The organism is Streptomyces sp. AC627_RSS907, from assembly GCF_019049165.1.
Map to the genome: position 1 here is coordinate 1 of NZ_JAGMUE010000607.1, position 797 is coordinate 797.

Annotated in this window: 1 pseudogene; it reads right to left on the reverse strand. The window is 71.3% G+C overall.

Annotated elements, in window-relative coordinates:
- Window positions 1–797, reverse strand: a pseudogene (locus KUM32_RS37360) (lysine--tRNA ligase); the annotation flags it as partial.

Sequence of the window (797 nt, forward strand, 5' to 3'; positions counted from 1 at the left end):
GGCCGGGGTCGGCACGCCGCTGCGCGAGGAGGACATCTTGGCCATCCCGGAGATGCCGACGAACGCGTACATCGGCCCGATCGGCTGCTCGCCGCCGAAGATGCCCACGATCTGCCCGCCGACCTGGAACGACGAGCCGGGCGACGAGTGGTCGACGCCCGACGGCTCGAAGACGACGCCTTCGTACGCCCACCGCATCGGCCAGTCCACCTTCCAGACCAGCTTGCCGCGGTGGAACTCGCTCAGCCGCACGGTCTCGCCGAAGCCGCACGCCGAGCAGGTGTACGTCAGCTCGGTGGTCTCGTCGTCGTACGCCGTGACGGTGGTCAGGTCCTTGCCGCAGTCGCCGCAGTACGGCTTGTACGGGAAGTACCCGGCCGTGGTGGCCCCGTCGTCCTCGGCCGCGGCGCCGGAGCCCTCGGCGGCTTCCAGCTCCGCCTCGTCGAGCGGCTTCTGCGACTTCTTCGGCGGCGCCTTCTTCGTGCGGTACTGCGCGAGGATCGCGTCGATGTCGCCGCGGTGCTTCATGGCGTGCAGCACCTGGTCGCGGTAGACGCCCGAGGTGTACTGCTCGGTCTGGCTGATCCCGTCGTACTCCACGCCCAGCTCGGCCAGCGCGTCGGCCATCGCGGCCTTGAAGTGCTCGGCCCAGTTCGGGTGCGGGGAGCCGGCCGGGGCCGGGACGGCGGTGAGCGGGCGGCCGATGTGCTCGGCCCACGACTCGTCCACGCCGGGCACGCCCGCGGGCACCTTGCGGAACCGGTCGTAGTCGTCCCACGAGATCAGGTGGCGCACGG